Here is a 2,475-nt window from a genome sequence, read left to right on the forward strand (position 1 = left end):
TCCGCCCTCGACAGCCACTTCAGGTACCGCTCGAGGTACTCCCGGAACGCGTCGCTCCGGTACACGACCACGATCTCGTCCACGGTGATCCCCTCACCACCGACCAGGAGCTGGTCGAAGTTGTCCAGGAGCTGCGGGGGCGGGCACCGCTCGGGGTCCAGATCCGTCACGTCGATCACGGCCGCGTTCGGGAGGATCGGGGCCAGCACGGTCACGTGCTCGGTCCCGATCTCGCTCCCGTCAGGGCCCGTCAACCTGACCCGGGCCATCGACGTTCCCACCGCGACGATCGCCACGCCGACGGTGACCGGGTCCGTCCCGGTCTTCCTGCAGTACTCCTCCACCAGCCGCCACTTCAGGGCCAGTGCGGACGACAGGGCGAGCGGGTCGAACTCCGCGATCACCGTGATCAGGTGCGTGTAGCCCAGCTTAGCGGCGAAGTCGACGACGCTCGGCATCCTGCTGGGGTCGGTCAGCTGGAGCCTCATGACTAGGATGCCGGGCGCCCGGCGCTGGATGGCCTTGAGCACGCTGTACCTCAGGGTCGGGTCGGCCGCGGCCGGGATCACGTAGAGGCGACCGCGCGCGTCCAGGTACGAGAGGAGGGAGAAGTACGGCAACCAGTACAGCGACTTCGGGTACGCGCCGTCCACGTCGACCAGTCGATACTCGACCCCGTCGGAGTCCGAGCGGGGCTTGATCCAGTCCTCGGCCCCGGAGGGTGGCTGCACGATCGTCGCGCTCGGGGCGGCCTGAGCCTGGCCACCCTGTTGACCCTGCTGCTGTCCCTGCTGCCCGGTCTGCTGCGTCTGCTGCCCGCCCTGCCGTTGGGCCTGCGGGGCCTGGGGGCCGCCCAGGGCCCCGGTGGGCCGCAGCGTGGTCTTTGAGCCGGGGCCGATGTACGGGGGCTTGACCCCTACGTCCTGATCGTTGAACTCCGGTGCGTCCATGTACACGAAGCAGTTGGTGTCCAGGAGGATCGGCGGGAGCGCGCCCGCGGGCGCCGCGACGGTTAACGATATGACCGTGAGCAGGAGCGGGACCGGCACCAGTCCGTCACCCCGGGGCGGTCGACGATGCTGGTGGAGGCGGTAAAGAGGGTGTCGTCGGGTCGGGAGGATCCGGGCGAGCGGGCGCGTAAGTACCTGGAGGAGATCGAGGAGCGGGACCGGGACCTCAACGCGGTCACGTACGTGAACAAGGACGCCCCCGAGGAGGTGTCGGACGAGGGGAGGCTGGCGGGCGCGGCGATCCTGGTGAAGGCGAACATCAACGTGGAGGGGATGCCCTGCGACTGCGCTTCACGCACGCTAAAAGGGTATCGGGCCCCGTACGACGCGACCGTGGTCAAGCGGCTCCGGCGCGAGGGCGCGGCGATCCTGGGCCTAACGAACATGGACGAGTTCGCGGCGGGCTCCTCGGGCGAGACCTCGTGCCACGGGCCCACGGACAACCCCCGGTGCCCGGGTCGGATCCCGGGCGGCTCGAGCTCCGGGAGCGCGGCGGCGGTCGCGGCCGGGTTCTGCGACGCGGCCCTGGGCACGGACACGGGCGGCTCGATCCGGAACCCCGCCTCGCACTGCGGGGTCGTCGGGTTCAAGCCCACGTACGGGCTCGTGCCCAGGCAGGGGCTGATCGACCTGGCGATGAGCTTCGATCAGATCGGTCCCCTCACCCGGACGGTGCGCGACGCGGCCCTCGTGCTGGAGGTGATCGCCGGGCCGTCGCCGGAGGCGGAGGGTACGGTGCGGCGCTCGGAGGTCCCCCGCTACTCGGAGCTGCTCGACCCCGACGAGGTGAAGCACCTGAAGGTGGGGCTGGTGAGGGAGTTTCTGGAGGTGTCCGAGCCGGAGATCGCCGAGGTGGCGCGGGAGGCGGCCCGGGCGCTGGAGCGGAGCGGCGCCGAGGTCGAGGTCGTCAGCGTGGGGCGCCGGCTGGTCGACCTCGCCCTGCCGACGTACTACATCATCAACTACGTCGAGTTCTTCTCCGCGACGCGCCGCTTCGACGGGCGCCGGTACGGTCGTCGGATCGAGCACGCGTGCGGCCGCGAGGTGCTGCGGCGGATCGTCGCCGGAGCGGCGATCAGCCGGCAGGAGGCGCGCGGCAAGTACTACGAGCGGGCCCTGCGCGCCCGAACCTGGATCCGATCGAAGCTGCTGGAGGTGCTTGAGGATTACGACGTGCTGATCGGCCCGACGGTCCCCAAGCCGCCGCACCGCCTGGGCGAGAAGCTGTCCGTGCGAGAGATGTACGAGTACGACGTGCTCACGGTCATCCCGAACCTGGCCGGGTGCCCGGCGGGCACCGTCCCGTTCGACTCGATCCGCGTGGACGGCGACGAGGTTCCCTGCGGGGTTCAGGTGATCGGCCGGCCCTGGGAGGATCTCACCGCGCTGAACGTCATGGCGGCGCTGGAGGGCGCCGCCCGGTTCGAGCCCTAGCGGGGCGATGAGGACCGGTAGATAGGGTGAG

General features: G+C 70.4%; 2 protein-coding genes. One reads left to right on the plus strand and one right to left on the minus strand.

Annotated elements, in window-relative coordinates; all coding sequences use genetic code 11:
- Nucleotides 1–1,049 (minus strand): hypothetical protein (locus ACXJJV_RS01610; protein WP_456466430.1); only part of this gene is annotated, 1,049 nt, incomplete at its 3' end.
- A 27-nt stretch (nt 1,050–1,076) separates the two neighbouring features.
- Between ACXJJV_RS01610 and ACXJJV_RS01615 the strand changes: the two genes are divergently transcribed.
- Nucleotides 1,077–2,444, plus strand: coding sequence for an amidase family protein (locus tag ACXJJV_RS01615; RefSeq protein ID WP_456466431.1), 1,368 nt, complete (start codon nt 1,077–1,079; stop codon nt 2,442–2,444).
- The last annotated feature ends 31 nt before the right edge of the window (nt 2,445–2,475 follow it).

The organism is Methanopyrus sp., from assembly GCF_053997775.1.

Bases quoted from the DNA above. Each gene is read 5' to 3' on its own strand.
- ACXJJV_RS01615 (WP_456466431.1), top strand. From the start codon at position 1,077: ATGCTGGTGGAGGCGGTAAAGAGGGTGTCGTCGGGTCGGGAGGATCCG.